The sequence below is a fragment of the Bradyrhizobium tropiciagri genome, assembly GCF_018130505.1.
Classification (GTDB): Bacteria; Pseudomonadota; Alphaproteobacteria; order Rhizobiales; family Xanthobacteraceae; genus Bradyrhizobium; species Bradyrhizobium tropiciagri_B.
On record NZ_JAFCKH010000012.1, the window covers coordinates 182,585 to 204,790 of the forward strand.

The following is a 22,206-nucleotide window of genomic DNA, read 5'->3' on the forward strand; positions in this document are numbered from 1 at the left end:
ACGACGGCGAACGCCGGGGTCTAGCGCTGCACGAACCCGCTGTGCAGCGTGGTGAACAGCGCCTTGCCCTTCTTCACCAGGTCGTATTTGCGGCCGTAGAGCAGCCAGACCGCGGTGAGGTGGCACATGCCGCCCATCATCAGCGACATCGCGGTGTAGGGATCGAGACTCTTGCGGTAGGTGCCGGCGCGGATCGCCTGCTTGATCAGCTGCACGTAGCGCAGCGCATATTTGTCGACCGCCTTCTTGACCCGCGGTTCGCTGGCAAGGACGCTCGGCCAGATCTCCAGGAAGAACACCCGGCCCCAGCTCGGGTTCTCGCTGATGTATTCGAAGTTGGTCATGAAGATGATGCGAAGCTGCTCGGCGGCATCGTCGCCCTTCACCAGCAGCGGCTCGGTCTTCTGGTACAGCGCCTCGAAATTACCCTCGGGCACTTCGAGGACCAGCGCGCGCTTGTCGGCGAAGTAATCATAGATGCTCGAGAGCGGCACCTTCGCCGCGGCGGCGATGTCGGTGAGGGAGGTGCGGTCGATTCCTTTCTGGCCGAACAGCCTGGTCGCCGCTGCAAGGATCTGCTCGCGCCGTTCGCGGCTGCGTTGTTGCTTGAGCTTGAGCGTCGTCCCCGCTGCCACTGATGTCCCCCCGCGTCCTGCAAAACAGTAAGGCAGCAAAATGGGAATACCAAGCTCAATTACGGGTTGAGTGAAGGTAATCAGGTGTCGGCGCGGTGCGTTCCGTTGTTGGTCAAGCACGGAACGCGTTGCGGGGAGAATGCGCGAACGCTTGGCCAGCGAGTTTGCATCCGAATATTTCTCGCGCGCGTCCTGCCGGGAACCGCCGGTCGCGAACCCCAGCGGTTCAGCAGGCGCATCTCCGATAGACCGTCAGCCCCGATGCGCCGCCCGCGGTCCGCCCTTCCGGCGGCGCTTGCGCGGCTTCGTTCGCGGCGCGCCGGGCTGCGAGCAGCAGCGCGCGAGCCTCTGCGATGCGGGACATCACGGTGGATACCGGAACGCCGGTGACCTCGCCTATCTCCCTGTAGGACAGATCGAGATAATCGCGCAGCGCGATGGTCTCGCCGAGTAGTGCGGGCAGTTCGTCGACGAGTTCTCGGATCGTCGCCTTGCCGCGCCGGTCCGATGCTGCCGCCGCGGCAGCATCCTGCGGCGGAGCGCGCAAGGCGAGCCTTTCCTGGCAGACGGTTCTGAGGATGGCGAGCAGCCACGGTTTGACGGCCGGCCCGCGGAAACCGTCGAACAGGCGCAGTGCGCGTTGATAGCATTCCTCGGCGGCTTGTTCGGCGTCGTTCTGGTTCCGCATCAGGACATGCGCAAACCCATAGACGTCGTCGAGCCACGGCACCGTCGCGTCTCGAAACGCCTGCGCGGTTTTATTCCCCACCTTCGAACTGCGCATCATTGGGTTGCGTCTCGTGAATGACTTTACCGCCAATGGGCCGAGTGGTATCAGGCTCCCCGCCGGAGTCGTGGACCGTCGCGCCAAGCGTAGGGACAGCAACGACATGCGCACCCCGGGAAACACGATCGATGATCGTCTGGCTGGATCGATCGGGCTTTCGGAGCACGGATCATGTCCGCGACACAGGTGCCGAACCGCTTCTCGATCTTCCATCACGGGCTGGCCAGAGGGCCCGCCTACGAGGCGTGGCGCGAGGGCATCTGCCGCGGCTTTTGCCGGCTCGACGTCGCGCCCGTCGGTGACGATCGGATCGACTGCCGCAACGAGTTCACGCAACTGCATTCCGTTGCGATCGCAACGCCCCAGGGCCACTCCGCGCGCTTCGCCCGGACGCGCGCGCTTCTCGATGACGGCTGCGACGATCTGGTGATGATCCTGGCGACGCGCGGCAAGGTGCACGTCACGCAAGGAAGCAAGTCGATCGAAGTGACGCGCGGGCAGATGTGCCTCACTGAAATGAACGTCGTCGGGACAGCCGATCTCACACAAATCGGCGGGTTCACGACGGCGCGGTTTCCCCGGCGCCTGCTGCTGCAGGTCGCGCCGTCAGCGGAGACTCAGCTGGCGCGGCCGCTCGGCGGCGATCTTGCGTTGAGTGCGATGATCGAGCGCTATTCGGCGCTGTGCACGGAGTTGGCCGGCGATCTGGATGTCGGGGGTCAGCAGGCGGCGGCGCAGCATCTGTCCGATCTCGTCGGCCTTGTTCTGGGCACCGGCGCGGTGAAAAGGGAATTGGCTGCGCGGAGCGGCTTGTCGAAGGCGCGGCTCGATCTCCTGAAGGCCGACATCCTGAAGAACCTCGACAATGGCAGCCTTACGATCGAGGCCGTCGCCGGCGCGAACGCGTTGAGCACGCGGCAGGCGCAGCGCCTGTTCGCGTCCGCCGGGACGACGTTCTCGGAGTTCGTGCTGGAGCAGCGGCTGCTGCTGGCGCGCCGGCTGCTGCTTCATGAGCAGGGCGCCGGCCGCAAGGTCAGCGACGTCGCCTATACGGTCGGCTTCAACGACCTCTCCTATTTCCATCGTGCGTTCCGCAGGAAGTTCGGCGTCGCGCCGGCGGAGATGCAAATGGAATTGGGGCGCAGGCATTGAACGCCTGCTGCCGCGGATGTAGATCAGGACACCTGCTCCATCCGAACGTGTGTAGTCCCCCATGCCCCTGTGGACCTGCGAACAATGCGGCGCGCAATTTCCCGAAGCCGCCGCGCCGCCGGCGGCCTGTCCGATATGCGAGGACGAGCGGCAATATGTGAACTGGAAAGGGCAGACGTGGCTGACGCGCGATGACCTCGCGCAGCGGCACCGGCTGGTCTGGCGCGATGATCTCGGCCTTGTTGGACTGGCGCTCGAGCCGTCCTTTGCGATCGGGCAGCGCGCACTGCTGGTGCCTGACGGCGGCGGCTGCGTGATGTGGGACTGCGTGCCGCTGGCGACGCCGGAGGCGATCGCGCATGTCAGATCGCTCGGCGGTCTGAAGGCGATCGCGATCTCGCATCCGCATTATTATGGCGCGGTCGCCGACTGGAGCGCGGCATTCAATAACGCGCCGGTCTATCTGCACGGCGACGATGCGCAATGGGTGACGCGGCCTTATCCATCGATCGTGCCGTGGCAGGGCGACAGCCATCGCATCTCCGACGACATCCTCCTGGTGCGGGCCGGCGGGCACTTCGCCGGCGCCACCGTGCTGCACTGGCGGGCCGGCGCGGAGGGCCGCGGCGCGCTGCTCACCGGCGACATCGCCATGGTCGCGATGGACCGCCGCTCGCTGAGCTTCATGTACAGCTATCCGAACTACATTCCGCTCAACGCCGCCGCGGTCCGCACCATCGCGGACAGGGTGGCGCCGCTCGCCTTCGACCGCATCTATGGCGCCTGGTGGGGCAAGAACATCGCCGCCGACGGCAAGGCGGCATTCGATCGTTCGGTGCAGCGCTACATCGCCGCGATCTCCGACCGCGGCTGACGGACCCGGCGGCCGGCGTCCCCGCCATAGGCGTGCGTCGGAAATCTTGCCAGCAGGCAGCGCCGCGCTATATCAGGGCTTTCCCACCCCTCGCGGATTTCCGAGTTCCCATGACCGACACTGCTGCCGCCGAAACCCAGCCGTTCCAGGCCGAGGTCGCCGAATTGCTGCACCTGATGGTGCACTCGGTCTATTCCGAGACCGACATCTTCCTGCGCGAGCTGATCTCGAACGCCTCCGACGCCTGCGACAAGCTGCGCTACCAGGCGATCGCCCATCCCGAGTTGATCACTGACGGCGCGCCGCCCGAGATCAGGATCGCGCCCGACAAGACGGCGAACACGCTGACCGTCGCCGACACCGGCATCGGCATGGACCGCCAGGAGCTGATCGACAATCTCGGCACCATCGCGCGCTCCGGCACCAAGTCGTTCCTGTCGAAGCTGACCGAGGCCAAGGACGGCGCCAATCTGATCGGCCAGTTCGGCGTCGGCTTCTACGCCGCCTTCATGGTGGCCGAGAAGATCGTCGTCACCAGCCGCCGCGCCGGCAGTGACGAGGTGTGGGTGTGGACCTCGGCCGGCGGCAGCGGCTTCGAGATTGCTCCCGCCAGCGAGGAGGCGGCAGCGCGCGTCGCGCGCGGCACCGAGATCGTGCTGCATCTCAAGCCGGACGCGGCGAAATATCTCGAGGCTTACGAGATCGAGCGCATCGTCCGCGAATATTCCGACAACATCCAGTTTCCGATCCTCCTGGTGCCGGGCGAGGGCGAGCCGCGCCAGATCAATTCGGCGAGCGCGCTGTGGCAGCGGTCCAAATCCGAGCTCAAGCCGGAGGACTATGCGCAGGCCTACAAGCAGATCGCCGGCGCCTTCGACGAACCCGCGATGACGCTGCATTACCGTGCCGAGGGCCGCCAGTCCTACGCCGTGCTGCTGTTCGCGCCGTCGCAAAAGCCGTTCGACCTGTTCCAGGTCGAGCGCAAGGGCAAGGTCAAGCTCTATGTCCGCCGCGTCTTCATCGCTGACGACGCCGAGCTGTTGCCGGCCTATTTGCGCTTCATCCGCGGCGTGATCGACAGCGAGGATCTGCCGCTCAACATCTCGCGCGAGATGCTGCAAAACAATCCGCAGCTGGCGCAGATCCGCAGGGCCGTCACCGGCCGCGTCATCGGCGAATTGGAAACGCTCGGCGAGAAGGATCAGGACGCGTTCGCAAAAATCTGGGACGCGTTCGGCCCGGTCATCAAGGAAGGCCTGTACGAGGATTTCGAGCGCCGCGAAAAGCTGCTGGCGCTGTCGCGCTTCACCACGACGTCGGGCGAGAACCGCACGCTGAAGCAGTATGTCGACGATCTCAAGCCGAACCAGACCGAGATCTATTATCTGGTCGGCGACAGCATCGAGCGGCTGAAATCGAACCCGAAGCTGGAATCGGCGCGCGCCCGCGGCATCGAGGTGCTGCTGCTGACCGATCCGGTCGACGCGTTCTGGACCTCGGCGCCGCTGGATTTCGGCGGCAAGCCGCTGAAGTCGCTGAGCCAGGGCGATATCGATTTCGGCCTGATCCCGCTCACCGACACCGATGAGAAAAAGGACGAGCCCGCCGCCGATGCCGCGACCACGATCGCGATCGTCAAGGATGCGCTCGGCGAGCGCGTCTCCGACGTCCGCGCCTCGCAGCGGCTGACCGCGAGCGCCTCCTGCCTCGTCGCCGGCGGCGATGCCCGCGACCGCGCGCTGGAGCGGCTGCTCGCCCAGCAGAACCGCGGCGAGATCACGAGACCGATTCTCGAGATCAACCTGCGCCACCCGCTGGTCGCCGCGCTCGCTGCTGATACCGATCAGGCGAAGGACCTGTCCCTGCTGCTGTTCGAGCAGGCCCAGATCCTCGACGGCGAAATCCCCGACGACCCCGCCGCCTTCGCCGGTCGCCTCAACCAGCTCGTGCTGCGCGGCGTTGGGAAATAGCTTCGTAGCCCGGATGGAGCGAAGCGCAATCCGGGACCTCGCGATGCGGATGAACTGACCCGGATTACGCTTCGCTCCATCCGGGCTACGTACTTCATTTCCCGTCATGCTGAGGAGCGCGCAGCGCGTCTCGAAGCATGCACGGCCCGGCTGGTGGCCGTCGATGTTTCGAGACGGCTGCTACGCAGCCTCCTCAGCATGACGGGGAGGGGGACTACGCACCTCGAACAATAAAGACCCGGGAGCCCCGCGCATTCGCCCGCTTGACAAGGCCACACCATGTTGATGTTATGTTATAACATAACATTCACTCCGGAGCCGCATGCCCCGCCGTCCGTCCCTCCAGCAACTGTTTGATCTCGATGCAAAAACTCCCCGTCACGATCTTGTCCGGCTTCCTCGGGGCTGGAAAGACCACTTTGCTGAACCACGTGCTGACCAATCGCCACGGCCTGAAGGTTGCGGTGATTGTGAACGACATGAGCGAGGTGAACATCGACGCCGACCTGGTCCGCGATGGCGGTGCGAAGCTGTCCCGGACTGACGAAAGACTGGTCGAGATGAGCAACGGCTGCATCTGCTGCACGCTGCGCGACGACCTTTTGAAGGAGGTGCGCGCGCTCGCCGAGAGCGGCCGGTTCGATTATCTCTTGATCGAGTCCACCGGGATCTCCGAGCCGCTGCCGGTGGCCGCGACATTCGAATTTCGCGACGCCGATGGCCATAGCCTCTCCGACGTCGCGCGGCTCGATACGATGGTCACCGTGGTCGACGCCGCCAATCTCCTGAAGGACTACGCCTCGACCGATTTCCTCAGCCAGCGCGGCGAGGCGCTCGACGGTGACACACGCACGCTGGTAGACCTGCTGGTCGAGCAGATCGAGTTCGCCGACGTCGTCGTGCTCAACAAGGTCGACGCCGCGACGCCGGCGCAGCGCGAAGCGGCGCGCACCATCGTGCGCGCGCTCAATCCCGATGCCGACCTGGTCGAGGCGAACTTTGCGCAAGTGCCGTTCGACCGCGTGCTTGACACCGGCCGCTTCGCCTATGAGCGGGCGCAAGCGCATCCGCTCTGGCACAAGGAGCTGTTCGGCTTTGCTGATCACGTGCCGGAGACCGAGGAATACGGCATTACCAGCTTCGTCTACCGTGCGCGGCGGCCGTTCGACCCGGTGCGCCTTCACGGCTTCCTGCGCGAGAGTTGGCGCGGCGTGATCCGCGCCAAAGGTCATTTCTGGATCGCGACGCGCCCGGACTGGTGCGGCGAGCTGAGCCAGGCCGGCGCGATCGTGCGCACCGAAGGCCTGGGCGCCTGGTGGGCCGCGATCCCCCGCGAGCATTGGCCCGATCATGCCGATTTCCAGCTGATGATGCAGCGCAGCTGGAACGATCACTACGGCGACCGCCGCCAGGAACTCGTCTTCATCGGCTCCGGCATGGATGAAGCCGACATCCGCCGCCGCCTCGACGCCTGCCTGATCACGGGCCGGCCAGGCATGGACGTGCAGGCGTGGACAAAACTGCGCGATCCGTTTCCGCCATGGCGAAGGGCCGGCGAGGCGGCGTGAGACTCTCGTAGCCCGGATGCAGCTCCGGGGCGCGTGCGCCGCGGAGCTGCATCCGGGCTACGAGCTAGGCTCTCTGCCCCGTCATCCTGAGGAGCGCGAAGCGCGTCTCGAAGGATGCACGGCCCGGCCGGTGGCCGTCGATCCTTCGAGGCTCGCCAAGAGGCTCGCGCCTCAGGATGACGGGATTGACAGCATGGCGCGACAAGGTCGCTGACACCTCCGCAAAACCCGAACCCAAATCGCTTCGTATCTGCTACACGGTTTGCGACGAAACTGCGCGGCGGTGCGATGAGCGGCAGCGAGATTTTTTACGGCGGCATTCCGGTGTTTCGCGGCTTCGCGCGGCTGATGGACCCCGCGCTCTATGCGCCGCTGCCCGGCGACTGGAGCGTCGGCGTCGCCGACATCGTCGATTCCACCAAGGCGATCGCCGCGCAGCGCTACAAGGCGGTCAACATGGCCGGCGCCGCGGTGGTCGCCGCCGTGACCAACGCGCTCGACGGCCGCGACTTCCCCTTCGTGTTCGGCGGCGATGGCGCCAGCTTCGCGGTCGCGCCCGATGATTTCGACAGGACGCGCGATGCGCTGGCTGCGACCGCGCGCTGGGTACGCGACGATCTCGACCTCGTGATGCGGGTGGCGCTGGTGCCGGTCGCCGCGATCCGCGCGGCGGGCGCCGACGTTCGCGTCGCGCGGTTCGGGCCGTCGGCCAATCTCGCCTATGCGATGTTCTCCGGCGGCGGGCTGGCGTTCGCCGATGCCGCGATGAAGCGCGGCGAGTTTGCGATCGATCCGGCGCCGGAGGGCGCGCAGCCCGATCTGTCCGGCCTGTCCTGCCGCTTCGAGGTGATGCCGTCCGCGCGCGGCGTCATCCTCTCGCTGCTGGTGATGCCGGCGAAGGGCGCCGATCCCGCGGCGTTCCGCAAGGTGATCGAGGACATCGTCGCGCGCGTCGAGACCACGCCGGAGGCCGGGCGGCCGGTGCCGTCAGGCGGTCCGCCGCTGCGCTTTCCGCCGCAGGGCATCGAGTATGAAGCGCGCGCGATGCGGCGCGGCGGCTCGCTGGCGCTGCGGCGCGCCGCCGTGCTCGGCTTTGCGTTCTGGGCCTTTGTCGTGTTCCGCCTCGGCCTCAAGGTCGGCAAGTTCGTGCCGAAGCTTTATCTCCAACAGGTGGTGGAGAACTCCGACTTCCGCAAATTCGACGACGGCCTGCGCATGATCCTCGACTGCACCGCCGAGCTCGCGGCCGAACTCGAGCAGCGCCTTGCCGCCGCTTCCGCGCAGGGCATCGTGCGCTACGGCCTGCATGAGCAGGACGCCGCGATGATGACCTGCTTCACGCCGTCGGTGATGCGAAGCGATCACGTCCATTTCATCGACGGCGCCAGCGGCGGCTACGCCGCCGCCGCGACCGTGCTGAAGGCGCGGGTGATGTAGCCGTTTCCTTCACCTCTCCTCGCGCTTTGCGGGGAGAGGTCGGATCGCATCGCAGATGCGATCCGGGTGAGGGGCAGGGCACACTGCTCGACAAGCGACGAGGTGCTCGCCGGATGGAAGCTCCTCACCCCAACCCTCTCCCCGCGAAAGAGCGGGGAGAGGGGGCGGAGAGAGCATAGCCTCCCTTACCGCCCCACGCGCGTCCAGGTCTCGCCGCCGCACAGCGCACCGACGCAGCCTTCGACGCGCAGCGTGCTGTCGCCGGTCACCGTGATGCTGCTGGCATAGGTGCCGCCGTCATCGGCATTGTAGATCTGGCCCGACCATTTTCCGGCCGCGACCGGCTGCATGCCGGAGAACAGCGGCAGGCCGATCATCGGGCGCGTCACCAGCGACGGGTTGGGGTTCTTGTTGTCGACCTGCGGTTTGCCGGTCATCGGATCGATCGGCTCGCGCAACGACACGATCACGCCGCAGATGCCGCCGCCGCATTTGCTGATCTTGACGCGCGCGTCACCTGCCTGGGTCTGCCACACGCCGGTCGGCTCGGGCGCGCTTTGCGCATGCGCGAGCGGCGCAGCGAGTGTCGCCGCAAGGATTGCCACCACGTATCCGAATCGCCAAGCCATGACCGTTCCCCAAAAAAGCGGGCCTGCATAGCAAGTCGAACGATTTCTGCAACGTCATAATCGCGCGAACAGACGCGCGCCGGGCCGCACGCTATCCCCAGCGCGTCAGCCGGATCGAAACGATCGTCGCGAGGCCGAACACCACCATCGCACCGCCGACCAGCGCGAACAACGTCCAGGCCGGGGCGCCGGCGGAGGCGAGCCACCAGCCGCCGATGCCGACCACCAGCAGGCGGATCGTCCCGGCCAGCACCGGCCCGCCGACCTTCGCCGCGCCCTGCGAGGAGAAGTAAAGACATACGCCGACGCCGAAGAAGCCAAAGGCGGGACCGGCGAGCGCGAAATAGGACGAGGCCGCGGCGGTCACGCCGGGATCGCTGGTGAACAGCGAAATCCACAGCGTCGGCTTCAGCGCGACGATGAGTCCGACCAGACCGACCACGAGGCCCGCGACGGTGCCGGCGGTCCACGCCACCTTGCGCGCCCGCGTCACGAGGCCCGCTCCAACAGCCATGCCGACCATCGGCACCGAGGCGACGCCGACCGCGAATGCGATCGGGATCAGCAGGAATTCCAGCCGCGAGCCCATGCCGTAGCCGGCCAGCGTCTCGGTGCCGAAGCCGGCCAGGATCTTCGTGAAGATCAGGATGGTCAGCACGCTCTGCAGCGGCGACAGGCAAGAGATCGCGCCGACCTTGAGGATGTCGACGAACATCGCGCGCTGGAAGCTGAACGCCTTGAAATCGAGCTTCAGGCGGCTGCGGCCGCTGACGAGATACCAGGCGAGGAAGATCGCGCCGCAGGTGAAGGCGGTGAGCTGGCCGGCGGCGACGCCGCGCATGCCGAGGCTGGGCATGCCGAGCAAGCCGAGCCCGAACACGCCGCCGACTGCAATCTGGATCAGTGAGACCGCGATCAGCGTCATCGAGGGAATCCGCATGTCGCCGGTGCCACGGACGACGGAGGCGAGCGTGTTGACCAGCCAGATCGAGATCGCGCCGGAGAACAGCACCTGCGAATAGTGCAGGGATTGCTCGAGCACGCCGCCGCGGCCGCCGAGCAGCGCATAGAAGTTCTCGCCGAAGGTCAGCATCAGCACGGTGAAGAACAGCCCGGCGCCGGCGCCGATCATCGCCGCATGCAGCGCGAGGTCGGCGGCGCGGTCGCGCTCGCCGGCGCCGATCGCGCGGCTGATCGCGGACGAGACGCCGCCGCCCATCGCGCCCGCCGACATCATCTGCGTCAGCATCGCGAACGGAAACACCAGCGCGATCCCGGCCAGCGGCTCGGTGCCGAGCCGGCCGATATAGGAGGTCTCGGCCACCGCCACCAGCGTCGAGCCGAACATCGCGATGGTGTTGGGGACGGCAAGCCGCAGCAGCGTCGGCAGGATCGGCGCGGTCAGCAGCGCGTTGACCGGCACCGTGGGCGCGGTCGCGGCGGGTCGCGCGTCCATCGAGGCTTCAATGGTCATGCGCTGCGTGCCTTCGCCTCTGCCGCCTGCGGGAGAGGGGGCGCACTCTGCTCGCCGCGGTTCAAAGTCACGTCGTGAAGCCCGCCGTCAATAAATGATACTTAACATATTACGGGCCGCATCGCGTACAGGCCACCTCGCCCCGCGCAGGGGTCACCACGGCAGGCCGCATAGGTCGATCTTGCCCTGGCGCGGGGCGCGGACGATGTCGAAGACGTACGGCGCCATCGCCTCGAAAACCATCGGCCCGGAAGGCTGCTCGCAACGCACCTCGCCGGTGAAGGGATGCCAGCCGCGCGCCTGGTAGAATGCGTAATTGTGCGGCTCGCAGAATAAGATTGCGAATTTCACCGCATCGTTGGCACGAATGGTGTGTACGGCGGCGTCGAGCGCGAGCGACGCATAGCCGCGCCGCCGGCAGTCCGCGCGGGTCGAGACCCCGCCGATGCCGCCGACATGCACCTTGTGGCCGTTCCAAATGATGGTCCGGAAGTAGATACCGACGTGACAGGCGAGGCCGCCGTCGTCGGGCGCGTCGAGCAGCACGCGCAGATCGGCATGCGCCCATTCGATGTTCGCCCAGGGCTGGGCCTTGGCCGGATCGCGCCGCCACACCGCCTCCAGCAGCGGCTTCGCCTGCGGCCAGGATGCGTCTCCGTTGAGAATGTCGATTTCGATGCTCATCGTCCCGGTCCTCGGCTCTGCCGCTCCGTCATACACGATCCGAAAATGCGGTGTTTCTCCGCCGTGGAACCTTCTATAAGGGGGACCCGTTAAGTGTAGTCTCCCACCCTCTGTTGGACATTACCCCATGACCTTCACGCTACCCGATCTGCCCTACGCTCACGACGCCCTTGCGCCCTACATGTCCAAGGAAACGCTGGAGTTTCACCACGACAAGCATCACCAGGCCTACGTCACCAACGGCAACAACGCGATCAAGGGGACCGAATTCGAAGGCAAGTCCCTCGAGGAGATCGTGAAGGGTTCGTTCGGCAAGAACGCGGCCGTCTTCAACAATGCAGGTCAGCACTACAACCACATCCATTTCTGGAAGTGGATGAAGCCGAATGGCGGCGGCACCAAGCTGCCGGGCCGGATCGAGAAGAAGATCAACGAGGACCTCGGCGGCTTCGAGAAGTTCAAGACCGATTTCGCCGCTGCCGGCGCCGGCCAGTTCGGCTCGGGCTGGGCCTGGCTCCAGGTCAAGGGCGGCAAGCTCGAGATCGCCAAGACCCCGAACGGCGAGAACCCGCTGGTCCACGGCGCGGTGCCGATCCTCGGCGTCGACGTCTGGGAGCACTCCTACTACATCGACTACCGCAACCGTCGTCCCGACTATCTCAAGGCGTTCGTCGAGAACCTGATCAACTGGGACTACGTCGACGAGATGTTCGGCAAGGCCGGCTGATCGCGCGGCGTTGTCATTCCGGGGCAGCCCGCAGGGCTGAACCCGGAAGCTCGAGATTCCGGGTTCGATGCTTTGCATCGCCCCGGAATGACGATGAGAGAGTTTTGGAGAAGGGCGGCAGCTGCAACTGCCGCCCTTTCTGTCTCTGCGCCTTGCGATAGTCCCGCCCTTGCGGCACAAACCCCGCATGGGGCAACTCACCGGCTATCTCCTCGTCTTCTTCGGCGGCGGTCTCGGCGCGACGCTGCGCCATCTGATCAATCTCACCTGCGCGCGCTGCATCGGCACCGCGTTTCCCTGGGGCACCTTCATCATCAACATCACGGGTTCGACCGTGATGGGCCTGATCGCCGGCTATCTCGCCTTCAAGGGCGAGGCCTCGCAGCCCTGGCGGCTGTTCCTGATGACCGGGATCCTCGGCGGCTACACGACATTCTCAGCCTTCTCACTCGATACCGCGCTGCTGTACGAGCGCGGCGAACTTGGGCTGGCGGCGCTCTATGTGGTGGGCTCGGTGGTGCTGTCGATCGCCGGCCTGTTCGCGGGCCTGGCGATCGTGCGGCATCTGACGTGAGCTTGCCGTCATTCCGGACGCCGTTGCGCAGCGTCGAGCCCATTCTCAACTGTCATCGCCCGGCTTGACCGGGCGATCCAGTACGCCGCGGCCTATCCGCTCAAGCACGACTGCCTCTGGAATACTGGATCGCCCGGTCAAGCCGGGCGATGACACCGCGTTTGTGTGGTGGGCGATCGGGCAACAAACTCGCTGTCTCCCTGGCCTTCGCCAGGACGACGGCGGGGGGTGCTTGCCGTCTCGCCGACCGCCCCGCCCGGGAACCCGCCAACCGCCTCCGCCACCGGCATTTCCAGCCCCAGAATTTCCCTTTGGTAACCTCGCCTTAACTATGATTAGCGTTTGGTTAGGGGCGGAATGACGCGTGAAAAGCCCTCGTTTTGACATGTTGGCAGGGGAAGCAGGGCCCGGCTTTGGACGGGCCCCCCATGCGACAAATGTAAAAGGCTCTTGCGCAGTCTTTGCCGCGCCCGGCGCGGCCGTGGAACCGGTGCCGATTGCGGCCCGCCTGTTTGGGACACTTGCGTTGAGAGGATATTGCCGATGAATCCCGCCGACGTGGCTCAGTCAGCTCTGCCCCTGGCATCGAGCGATGTGTCGCTGATCGCGCTGTTTTGGCAGGCTCACTGGGTCGTCAAATGCGTGATGTTGGGACTTTTGTCCTGCTCGGTCTGGGTCTGGGCGATCGCGATCGACAAGATCCTGCTGTACGGGCGCACCAAGCGGGCCATGGACCGCTTCGAGCAGGCGTTCTGGTCCGGACAGTCGATCGAGGAACTGTACCGGTCGCTGTCGGCCAAGCCGACGCAGTCGATGGCCGCCTGTTTCGTTGCTGCAATGCGGGAGTGGAAACGCTCCTTCGAGAGCCAGACGCGGTCCTTTGCCGGCCTGCAGGCCCGGATCGAGAAGGTCATGAACGTCTCGATCGCCCGCGAGGTGGAGCGGCTGGAGCGGCGCCTGCTGGTGCTGGCCACCGTCGGCTCGGCCGGGCCTTTCGTGGGCCTGTTCGGCACCGTCTGGGGCATCATGTCGAGCTTCCAGTCGATCGCGGCCTCGAAAAACACCTCCTTGGCGGTGGTGGCCCCCGGCATCGCCGAGGCGCTGTTTGCCACCGCAATCGGCCTGATCGCCGCAATTCCGGCGACAATTTTCTACAATAAGTTCACCTCGGAGGTGAACCGGCAGGCCGCGCGCCTGGAAGGGTTCGCCGACGAGTTCTCCGCCATCCTGTCGCGTCAGATCGACGAGCGGGCATGACGAGCATGATCCGGAAAAGTGGCAGCCGGTTTTCCGAGAAGATCATGCTCCAGGAAAAGAGCGTGATGGCCAGTACTGCGAGCGCACGATCATGGCGATGAGCATGGCAGGGTCCGGCGGTGGCGGGCGTCGCCGCGGCGGACGCAAGCCGGTGATGGCCGAGATCAACGTCACGCCGATGGTCGACGTGATGCTGGTGCTGCTGATCATCTTCATGGTGGCGGCGCCGCTGATGACGTCGAACATCGATATCGACCTGCCGGTCGCCAGCGGCGGCAAGTCGATATCGTCGAACCAGCCGCCGCTGACGCTCTCGGTGAAGCGTACCAACGGCAGTTGCAACTCGAACATCGATCTCTATCTCGGCGACGCGCCGGTTACGGCGGCCGATTTTCCTGCCAAGATCAAGGCGATCGGGGATGCCCGGTCGGAAGCTGAAAGAGTGGTCTATCTCCGTGGCGACAAGGACGTCTGTTACACGGATATGATGAAATTGCTTGGTGAGGTCCGGGCCGCGGGATTCAAGGCGAATATCGTCATCATCCCGGAAGGCGGTTAACCACCATGTTCGGCAAGGCACGGGGAAGCCTGACTTGAAGGTCAAGGTCGACAAGACGCTGGCGGCATCGATTGTCCTGCACGTCCTCGTGATCGGGTGGGGCCTCGTGTCGTTTTCGACCAAGGCCTTCGTGATGCCGGAAGAGGAGACGGTCGCGGTCGACGTGATCTCCTCCGACCAGCTCTCCCATGTCATGGCCGGCCAGAAGGACGGCAAGAAGGAAAATCCCAAGCCGCTGGTCGAGAAGGTCGCCGAGGCCAAGCCGGTCGACGACACCGTCGGCAAGATCGAGGACAAGAAGCCGCCGGTCGTGACCGACACCGCGCCCGCGCCGAGCCCGAAGGTCGAGAAGCCGGAAGAGAAGAAGCCGGACCCGCCGAAGAAGGTCGAGAACAAGCCGAAGGAAGAGCCGAAGCCGGTCGAGAAGAAGCCCGATCCGGTGAAGCCCGACCCGATCGCCGAAGCGATCAAGAAGGAAGAGAAGAAGCCGCCGCCGAAGCCGGTGCAGCAGGCCGCCAAGCCGCCGCCGGAGCAGAAGCCGAAGGAGCGCACCTTCGACCAGAGCAAGATCGCAGCGCTGCTCGACAAGCGCGATCCGACGCACGCCGCGGTGACCGGCGATGCGCTGAACGCCAACGCCGCGCTCGGTACCGCGAAAGGCAAGGCCGCCGACAATTCCGCGACCTGGGGCGCGATGTTCAAGCAGCAGGTCGAGCGCTGCTGGAAGAAGCCCTATGGCGGCATCGAAGCGCAACAGACCGAGGTCTCGTTCGCGATCAAGCTGAAGCGCGACGGATCGCTCGAAGGCATGCCGGTGCCGGAAGGCACGGCCGGGACGCCCTATCTGCGCGTCTATCAGGAGAGCGCCCTGCGGGCGATCATCGCATGCCAGCCGTACAATTTGCCGGCCGCCTTTTTCGACGAGTGGAAGTATTTCGCGCCGGTGTTCACGGAGCGAAAGTCCTGAGGACAGTTGCGGCTGGGCCGATATCCAACAAAGTTGCAGACAGACAATGACCGACAGCGATGATTTGCGAGTGATGAGATTTCGCCCGAACCGCCGACAGATGATTTCCGGAATGGCTGCACTTGGCGCGCTGATCGGAAGCCGCAGCGCTCTGGCGCAGAAAAAGGTGATCGTTCAGGAGGGCGACTTCGCCCCGGTGCCGATCGCGATCCCGAATTTCACTGCCGGCACGCCTGGCGATACCGAAGTCGGTGCCGGCGTCGCGCAGGTGATCACCAACAACCTCAAGCGCAGCGGATTGTTCGCGCCGATCGACCAGGCCGCCTATCTCGAGAAGTCGATCAACTTCGACGTGGCGCCGAACTTCAACAATTGGAAGAGCATCAACGCGCAGGCACTGTTGACGGGCCGCATGACGCGGCAGGGCAGCGGCCGCGTCAAGGCCGAGTTCCGGCTCTGGGACGTCAACACCGGCCAGCAGCTTGCCGGCCAGCAATACGATACCTCGGCCGAGTTCTGGCGGCGTATCGCCCACATCATCTCCGATCAGGTTTATGAGCGGATGACCGGCGAGAAGGGCTATTTCGACACCCGCGTTGTGTTCGTCGACGAGAGCGGCTCCGCGCAGCGCCGCGTCAAGCGGCTGACGCTGATGGACCAGGACGGCGCCAATGTGCGCTATCTGACCCGCGGCTCGGATCTGGTGCTGACGCCGCGTTTCTCGCCGTCGACCCAGGAGATCACCTATATGGAGTTCGGGCAGGGCGACCCGCGGGTCTACCTGCTCAACATCGAGACCGGCCAGCGCGAGATCGTCGGCAACTTCCCCGGCATGTCGTTCTCGCCGCGCTTCTCGCCCGACGGCCAGCGCATCATCATGAGCCTGCAGCAGGGCGGCAACTCGAACCTGTTCGTGATGGACCTGCGCTCCAAGGCGATGACGCGGCTGACCGACACGCCGGCGATCGACACCTCGCCGTCCTACGCACCGGACGGCTCGCGGCTGTGCTTCGAATCCGATCGCGGCGGCAAGCCGCAGATCTATGTGATGCCGGCCACCGGTGGCCAGGCGCAGCGCATCTCGTTCGGTGACGGCAGCTATTCGACCCCGGTGTGGTCGCCGCGCGGCGACTACATCGCCTTCACCAAGCAGGGCGGCGGGCAGTTCGCGATCGGCATCATGAAGACCGACGGCAGTGGCGAGCGCATCCTGACCTCGGGCTTCCACAATGAGGGCCCGACCTTCGCGCCGAACGGGCGGGTCGTGATGTTCTTCCGCGATCCCGGCGGGAACAGCGGGCCGTCGCTCTATACGATCGATGTTTCCGGCCGCAACGAACTCCGCGTGCCGACGCCGGGCTTTGCCTCCGATCCCGCCTGGTCGCCGCTGCTGTCCTGAGACAGTATGTCCGGGTAACCACGGTGTCAGGCGGCAGTTCTCACCTAGCGCACTGATTTCCGTGGTGAATTTTCGGTCTCTCGAGGACGCGGCAAGGACTCGCTAACGATATTCCCTCAGAAAGACTTCATCTGCGATCGGTAAGAGTTGCGACCTGAATAGGACGCGTAAACCGGCCGATGCAGTTGGCAGAACAGAAAAGACGAGGCAGCAGCCAGGACGAGCTGGAGCCGGTGCTCTACGCTGCGCTTGTCGATTCGATGCGCCAGAATTTCTGGGCGATGTTCCTCGGCAGCGTCGCCACCGCCTCAGCCGCCGTGATGACCGCGCTCAAGACCGGCAACGTGCTGCTGTGGCCGTTCGCCTTCCTGATCATCGCCATCGGCACCGCCCGCGCGTTCCAGATGCGCAAATACGACGAGGGGCAGGGCGGCGGGCTGACCTATGAGGAAGCCAAGCTCTGGGCGCCGCGCTACTCGATCGGCGCCATCGTCTATGCCGTGGTGCTGGGCGCCTGGTGCTTCGTCACCATCATGGGCAGCGATGACCCCGTCGCCCACATGCTCTGCGTCGCGGTGACGGTCGGCTATACCGCCGGCGGCGCCGCCCGCAATTACGGACGGCCGCGGCTGTTGCAGCTCCACGTGCTGGTCGCCTGCGGGCCGATGTCGCTGGCCTTGGCGCTGCACGGCGACTTTTATTACATCGGCCTGTCGACCCTGCTGGTGCTGTTCTTCTACGGCCTCAAGGGCATCAACCTCAGCCTGCATGCGATCTTCGTCAAGGCGCTGACCGCGAGCTTCCGCGAATCGGCGCTGGCGAACCAGTTCGATACCGCGCTCAACAACATGCCGCACGGCCTGTGCATGTTCCGCGCCGACGGCCGGCTGGCGGTGATGAACCAGCGCTTCACCGCGATGATGAAGCTGCCGGACGATTTCGTGCAGCGCGGTGCCAGCGTGTCCGACATCTGCAATGCCTGCGTGCTGTCGGGCACCATCTCGGTGGCGACCGCCCAGCAGATCCTGTCGGAAATCGAGAGTTCGCAGGCCGGCGACCTCGTCACCAGCGACCCGGATCCCGCCAAGAACCGCTCGCTGGACTGGACGTTCCAGCCGATGCCGGGCGGCGGTACGGTGGTGCTGGTCGAGGACATCACCGAGCGCAAGGACGCCGAGGCCAGGATCAGCCATCTGGCGCGCTACGACGAGCTGACGGCGCTGCCCAACCGCGTCAACTTCCGCGACGAGATCGGCCGGCTGCTCGCCACCCAGCAGGGAGGCGAGCATCGCTCCGCCCTGCTGTTCGTCGACCTCGACCAGTTCAAGCAGGTCAACGACACGCTCGGCCATCCCTGCGGCGACCAGCTGCTGTGCGCGGTCGCCGAGCGGATGCGCGAGATGCTGCGGCCGGAGGATTTCGTGGCGCGGTTCGGCGGCGACGAGTTCGTCGTGTTCCAGCAGAACATCCATTCCCACGAGGACGCCGCGGCGCTGGCCCGCCGCATCGTCGACCGACTCAGCGAGCGCTACAAGATCGACAACCACCTGGTCGAGATCGGCGCCAGCGTCGGCATCGCGATGACGGCGCCCGGCGTCAGCGCCGACACCCTGCTCAAGAACGCCGACATGGCGCTCTACCGCGCCAAGGCCGACGGCCGTGGCACCTTCTGCTTCTTCCGCGACGAGATGGCGCAAACCGTCGAGGCGCGGCGCATCCTCGAGCTCGACCTGCGCAAGGCGCTGGCCAACGAGGAGTTCGAGCTGTTCTACCAGCCGCTGATCAATCTGCGGTCCGGCAAGGTCTCGACCTGCGAGGCGCTGCTGCGCTGGAACCACCCGGTGCGCGGCACGGTCTCGCCGGTCGACATCATCCCGGTCGCCGAGGACATGGGGCTTATCGTCGACCTCGGCCGCTGGATCCTGCGCAAGGCCTGCATGGAGTGCATGAAGTGGCCGGAGGCGGTCAGCGTCGCCGTCAACTTCTCGCCGCAGCAGTTCCACCAGCGCGACGTGCTGAGCGAAGTCCGCTACGCGCTCGAGGTCTCCGGCCTGCCGGCGCACCGGCTGGAGATCGAGATCACCGAGTCCTCGCTGCTGCACAATACCCAGCTGACCCACGACGTGCTGTCCCAGCTGCGGACGCTCGGGGTGCGGATCTCGCTCGACGACTTCGGTACCGGCTACTCCTCGCTGAGCTATCTCCACAACTTCCCGTTGCAGAAGGTCAAGATCGACCGGTCGTTCCTCGAGGGCATCGACAGCGACCGTCCACTGACCCTGCTGCGCGGCGTGGCGCGGCTGTCGGCCGATCTCGGCATGTCCGTGGTGGTCGAGGGCATCGAGACCAACGATCAGCTCGAGCTGATCAGCGCCGATGGCGCAGTCACCGAAGCGCAGGGCTACCTGTTCAGCAGGCCGGTTCCGGCGGTGCGGATTCGCCAGCTTTTGAACGCCTCGCACGGCCGCCGCGGCTCCGACGACAAGCTCATTTCGCTGCCGTCGCGCTCGATCGCCTGATCCATTTCCTAAACGACAAGTTGCAACGTCGGGAAACCGGGCGCGGCTGTTTCGCGGGCGCCGGTTAACTGTAATGGAGTCAACGTTTTGCAAATTCGTTAGGGGACTGTTAAGATTCTCGGCAAGCTCGCAGAAGTTGTTGTGTGTGGAAGCCCGGAGTTTTGTATGAGGTCCCCCGTCGCAGCGTCTCCCGCGTTTTCGCGGGGGTCGGAGCTGCTTGATCACGTCGATTATCGCCTCGTCCAATCGCCAGCTGACAAGGAAGAGATCTACAATCTGCGCTACCGCGCCTATTTGCGCGAAGGCGCCGTCAAGGAGTCGCGCGAGCAGCGCGTCACCGACCAGTATGATGATCTGCCGAACTCCTGGACCTTCGGCGTCTATCTCGACGGCGAGCTCGCCAGCTCGGTGCGCATCAGCGTGCTGACGCAGCAATGGCGCGAGTCCTGCTCGGCGGAGGCGTTCGGCGAGATCCTGCACCCGAGGCTCGATCGCGACGAGATCATCATCGATCCGGCGCGGTTCGTCGCCGATCCCGATCGTGCCCGGCGCGCGCCCGAGCTGCCCTATGTCACCGTCCGCCTCGCCTATATGGCCTGCGAATATTTCAGCGCCGATCTCGGGCTCGCGATCGTTCGTCCCGAGCACCAGGCGTTCTACCGTCGCGTCTTCTTCCACGAGACCATTGCCGAGCCGCGCCTGTTCCCCGGCCTGATCAAGCCGGTCGGCCTGATGGCGGCGGATTTCCCGACCATGCGCGACAAGGTGTTCTCGCGTTACCCGATGATGCGCTCGTCGGCGTTCGAGCGCCGCATGCTGTTCGAACGGGAACACCACGCCCCCCAGCAGGCGACAGTCGACCGCTTCGCGCGGCCCTCGATCGTCCCGAGCACCTGACCTCCGCGAATCAGCCGGTCCCATGGCGGCGTCGCTGCCGGGCCTTCGGCTCCGGAGCGCGACCCGTCGCCGGTCCGCCCGCCCTCCGGAACTTCGAAATTACCTCCGCCTGTGGCCCGCTTCCGGCGATCCTTGCCTTCTGTTCACCGTCGCGCCACATTTGCCACCCATTAACCATCGGGGGCGCTTTTCGCCATTGGCTGGCATTTGATGGGCTCCGGCAAGGTCTCGTCAAGGTTGACGGAACGTTCGCTTAACCATCGCCCTGTAGACCGATTGGGTAGTACGAAGAGCGTGAGCGTGGAGGCTCCGGGAATGAATTATCTCCAGGGTATGAAGCTGGTTGCGGTTCTGGCGGTGGCGCTGTCGATGGGCGCCTGTGCCAACAAGAACCCGTTGGACGCCAATGGCGCGATCGGGGGCGCCGCGGCCCCGGGCAGCCCGCAGGATTTCGTGGTGAATGTCGGCGATCGCGTCTTCTTCGAGAGCGACCAGACCGATCTCACCCCGCAGGCGACTGCGACCCTCGACAAGCAGGCGCAATGGCTGCAGTCCTACAGCCGTTACTCCTTCACCATTGAAGGCCATGCCGACGAGCGCGGCACCCGCGAATACAACATCGCGCTCGGCGCTCGTCGCGCCCAGTCGGTCCGCGCCTACCTCGCCTCGCGCGGCATCGACCCGAGCCGCATGCGCACCATCTCCTACGGCAAGGAACGCCCGGTCGCGGTCTGCAACGACATCTCCTGCTGGTCGCAGAACCGCCGCGCCGTCACCGTGCTGAACGCCAGCTCCTGAGGCGATGCTTCGGATCAATGTTTCCACACCGGCGCCCTCGGGCGCCGGTTTCATTTTGGCTGGTCGTCATCTTGATGAACGGCACCCGCGGCAACTGCCCGCTTGCTTGTTCTGGCGCCGGCATTAAACCATTTCGCGCGGCGCTGAGCTGGAATTGAAGTGCCAGTCACAATTCCGGCGTACTCCATCGCTCAATGTCGCTCGCTTTTCACGTCGATCTCGTCGTCAGGGCAAAATGTCATCCAGGCTTCAATACCTTTCCACCGCTGCGGCGCTCGCGGCGCTGATTGCCATTGCGTCGCCGGCCTTTGCGCAATCCGATGATGGCGGCGATTACGAGATGCGGATCCAGCGGCTGGAAAACCAGCTGCGGCAGCTGACCGGGCAGAACGAGGAGCTGCAGTACCGCAACCGCCAGCTCGAGGACCGGCTGCGCCAGCTCGGCGGCCAGCCCCCGGGGCCGGGCGGACAGCCCGCCGCAACCCAGCCAAACGTCGCGGCAGTGCCGCCCCAACAGCAGCAGCCGCAGGCCTATCCGCAGGCGCAGCCCGGCTATCCGCAGCCGCAACAGGGCTACGGCCAGCCCCAGCAAGGCTATGGCCAGCCGCGGCAGCAGGGCGGCTATGATCAGCAGCAGATCGCAGCTCCCGCGCCGATCGTGCAGGAACCAGCGGCGCCGGCGGCTCCCGGCGGCCGCCGCCCCCGCGGCGATGCCTTCGACCCGTCGCAGAACCCGAACGCTCCGGGCGCGCCGCGCTTGCTCGGCGGCAGCGGCCCGGCGCCGCTGTCCAACGAGGCGGCGGTCGGCGCTCCCGGCGGCCGCGGCGCGGGCGAGCCGCTCGATCTCGGCAACGGCGCCCCGCCGCGTGGCCCCGGGCCCAGCGCCGCCCTGACCACCCTGCCGCCGTCGGCGACGCCGAAGGACGAGTTCGACCTCGGCATCGGCTACATGCAGCGCAAGGACTACGCGCTCGCCGAAGAGACGATGAAGAACTTCGCCCAGAAATATCCGGCCGATCCGCTGGTCGCCGACGCGCAATACTGGCTCGGCGAGAGCTATTTCCAGCGCCAGCAATATCGCGACGCCGCCGAGACCTTCCTCGGCGTCACCACCAAGTTCGACAAGTCGGCCAAGGCGCCGGACGCGCTGCTGCGGCTCGGCCAGTCGCTGGCGGCGCTGAAGGAGAAGGAAGCCGCCTGCGCCGCCTTCGGCGAGGTGACGCGGAAATATCCGCGGGCCTCCGGCGGCGTGAAGGCCGCGGTCGACCGTGAGCAAAAACGGGTGAAGTGCTAAACCAG

Annotated in this window: 20 protein-coding genes; 15 read left to right on the forward strand and 5 right to left on the reverse strand. The window is 65.6% G+C overall.

Translation table 11 applies throughout. The features are described 5' to 3' along the window. Positions 1-20 precede the first annotated feature (20 nt). Together JQ633_RS28375 and JQ633_RS28380 are read right to left on the reverse strand one after the other, a co-directional pair. The gene (locus JQ633_RS28375) at positions 21-635 is read right to left on the reverse strand and encodes a TetR/AcrR family transcriptional regulator (protein WP_211988401.1); all 615 of its coding nucleotides are present in this window, start codon (positions 633-635) and stop codon (positions 21-23) included. A 226-nt stretch (positions 636-861) separates the two neighbouring features. Then, positions 862-1,422 carry a sigma factor-like helix-turn-helix DNA-binding protein gene (locus tag JQ633_RS28380; RefSeq protein ID WP_211988402.1) on the reverse strand — a complete coding sequence of 187 codons (561 nt, stop codon included), beginning with the start codon at positions 1,420-1,422 and terminating at the stop codon, positions 862-864. A 171-nt stretch (positions 1,423-1,593) separates the two neighbouring features. On the opposite strand from JQ633_RS28380, the gene JQ633_RS28385 reads away from it, so the two are divergent. The 5 genes from JQ633_RS28385 (at position 1,594) to JQ633_RS28405 (ending at position 8,423) form a co-directional block, all read left to right on the forward strand. Further along, the gene (locus tag JQ633_RS28385; protein ID WP_211988403.1) at positions 1,594-2,574 is read left to right on the forward strand and encodes an AraC family transcriptional regulator; all 981 of its coding nucleotides are present in this window, start codon (positions 1,594-1,596) and stop codon (positions 2,572-2,574) included. A gap of 61 nt (positions 2,575-2,635) precedes the next feature. Further along, positions 2,636-3,448: an MBL fold metallo-hydrolase gene (locus tag JQ633_RS28390; protein WP_211988404.1), complete on the forward strand. Its 813-nt coding sequence runs from the start codon at positions 2,636-2,638 to the stop codon at positions 3,446-3,448. Between the two features lie 110 nt (positions 3,449-3,558). Next, positions 3,559-5,418: a molecular chaperone HtpG gene (gene htpG / locus JQ633_RS28395; RefSeq protein ID WP_211988405.1), complete on the forward strand. Its 1,860-nt coding sequence runs from the start codon at positions 3,559-3,561 to the stop codon at positions 5,416-5,418. Positions 5,419-5,780: 362 nt separating this feature from the next. After that, on the forward strand, positions 5,781-6,986 hold the full coding sequence (zigA, locus tag JQ633_RS28400; protein WP_211988406.1) for a zinc metallochaperone GTPase ZigA: 1,206 nt from the start codon (positions 5,781-5,783) through the stop codon (positions 6,984-6,986). A 288-nt stretch (positions 6,987-7,274) separates the two neighbouring features. Further along, positions 7,275-8,423 carry a DUF3095 domain-containing protein gene (locus tag JQ633_RS28405; protein WP_211988407.1) on the forward strand — a complete coding sequence of 383 codons (1,149 nt, stop codon included), beginning with the start codon at positions 7,275-7,277 and terminating at the stop codon, positions 8,421-8,423. A gap of 185 nt (positions 8,424-8,608) precedes the next feature. On the opposite strand, the gene JQ633_RS28410 is transcribed toward JQ633_RS28405, so the two are convergent. From JQ633_RS28410 to JQ633_RS28420, 3 genes are all read right to left on the reverse strand, one after another. Then, the gene (locus tag JQ633_RS28410) at positions 8,609-9,052 is read right to left on the reverse strand and encodes a DUF2147 domain-containing protein (RefSeq protein ID WP_211988408.1); all 444 of its coding nucleotides are present in this window, start codon (positions 9,050-9,052) and stop codon (positions 8,609-8,611) included. A gap of 91 nt (positions 9,053-9,143) precedes the next feature. Next, positions 9,144-10,526 carry an MATE family efflux transporter gene (locus JQ633_RS28415; RefSeq protein ID WP_211988409.1) on the reverse strand — a complete coding sequence of 461 codons (1,383 nt, stop codon included), beginning with the start codon at positions 10,524-10,526 and terminating at the stop codon, positions 9,144-9,146. Between the two features lie 153 nt (positions 10,527-10,679). Beyond that, the gene (locus JQ633_RS28420; protein ID WP_211988410.1) at positions 10,680-11,210 is read right to left on the reverse strand and encodes a GNAT family N-acetyltransferase; all 531 of its coding nucleotides are present in this window, start codon (positions 11,208-11,210) and stop codon (positions 10,680-10,682) included. A gap of 127 nt (positions 11,211-11,337) precedes the next feature. Here JQ633_RS28420 and JQ633_RS28425 point away from each other — a divergent pair, with 127 nt between their 5' ends. From JQ633_RS28425 to ybgF, 10 genes are all read left to right on the forward strand, one after another. Then, a complete protein-coding gene (locus JQ633_RS28425; protein ID WP_211988411.1) occupies positions 11,338-11,937 on the forward strand; it encodes a superoxide dismutase in 600 nt (199 codons plus the stop codon). Positions 11,938-12,124: 187 nt separating this feature from the next. After that, complete coding sequence (gene crcB, locus JQ633_RS28430; protein WP_211988412.1) at positions 12,125-12,511, forward strand: fluoride efflux transporter CrcB; 387 nt, start codon at positions 12,125-12,127, stop codon at positions 12,509-12,511. Between the two features lie 543 nt (positions 12,512-13,054). Next, positions 13,055-13,768 (forward strand): protein TolQ, encoded by a 714-nt coding sequence (gene tolQ, locus JQ633_RS28435; protein ID WP_211988413.1) that lies wholly within the window; start codon positions 13,055-13,057, stop codon positions 13,766-13,768. Between the two features lie 91 nt (positions 13,769-13,859). Beyond that, on the forward strand, positions 13,860-14,327 hold the full coding sequence (locus JQ633_RS28440) for a biopolymer transporter ExbD (RefSeq protein ID WP_211988414.1): 468 nt from the start codon (positions 13,860-13,862) through the stop codon (positions 14,325-14,327). Positions 14,328-14,361: 34 nt separating this feature from the next. Next, positions 14,362-15,294: a protein TolA gene (locus tag JQ633_RS28445; protein WP_211988415.1), complete on the forward strand. Its 933-nt coding sequence runs from the start codon at positions 14,362-14,364 to the stop codon at positions 15,292-15,294. A 73-nt stretch (positions 15,295-15,367) separates the two neighbouring features. Next, positions 15,368-16,693, forward strand: a complete 1,326-nt coding sequence (gene tolB / locus JQ633_RS28450) for a Tol-Pal system beta propeller repeat protein TolB (RefSeq protein ID WP_211988416.1) — start codon at positions 15,368-15,370, stop codon at positions 16,691-16,693. Between the two features lie 179 nt (positions 16,694-16,872). Continuing rightward, a complete protein-coding gene (locus tag JQ633_RS28455) occupies positions 16,873-19,212 on the forward strand; it encodes a putative bifunctional diguanylate cyclase/phosphodiesterase (protein ID WP_211988417.1) in 2,340 nt (779 codons plus the stop codon). Between the two features lie 165 nt (positions 19,213-19,377). Beyond that, entirely contained in the window at positions 19,378-20,109 is a 732-nt protein-coding gene (locus JQ633_RS28460) for an N-acyl amino acid synthase FeeM domain-containing protein (protein WP_211988418.1), read from the forward strand. A gap of 315 nt (positions 20,110-20,424) precedes the next feature. After that, positions 20,425-20,907 carry a peptidoglycan-associated lipoprotein Pal gene (gene pal / locus JQ633_RS28465; protein WP_211988419.1) on the forward strand — a complete coding sequence of 161 codons (483 nt, stop codon included), beginning with the start codon at positions 20,425-20,427 and terminating at the stop codon, positions 20,905-20,907. A 235-nt stretch (positions 20,908-21,142) separates the two neighbouring features. Continuing rightward, a complete protein-coding gene (ybgF, locus tag JQ633_RS28470) occupies positions 21,143-22,201 on the forward strand; it encodes a tol-pal system protein YbgF (RefSeq protein WP_211988420.1) in 1,059 nt (352 codons plus the stop codon). The last annotated feature ends 5 nt before the right edge of the window (positions 22,202-22,206 follow it).